Below are 360 nucleotides of genomic sequence, written 5' to 3' on the forward strand. Positions count from 1 at the left end.
ATGGGATAAATTTAAATAGGAACGGCAGTGAAATAAACACTAATAATGCAAAGATAATAATGGCAGGACGTCGCAACATAATAATATTGAGCGCATTGCTATATTTATTCGTTAAGCCGGTTAGCGTTCTATCAACAGCACGTTCAAATCTATTTGGCTGATGATTGATGGTCAACATTTTACTACACATCATCGGAGATAGTGTAAGTGCAACAATACCTGATACAAATACTGCACCTGCTAACGTTAAAGCAAACTCGGTAAAGAGTGACCCTGTAATACCGCCCATTAATGCAATAGGTGCGTATACAGCTGCTAAGGTGATGGTCATGGAAATAACCGGTACTGCAATTTCACGCG

The 360-nt window shown here is 39.2% G+C and carries 1 protein-coding gene; it reads right to left on the reverse strand.

From position 1 onward, the window contains the following. The coding region (locus tag GQR38_RS20230; RefSeq protein WP_206006366.1) for an efflux RND transporter permease subunit at positions 1 to 360 on the reverse strand (360 nt) is incomplete at both ends.

The sequence above is a fragment of the Pseudoalteromonas sp. c7(2019) genome (genome assembly GCF_011378625.1).
GTDB classification, from domain to species: Bacteria; Pseudomonadota; Gammaproteobacteria; order Enterobacterales; family Alteromonadaceae; genus Pseudoalteromonas; species Pseudoalteromonas arctica.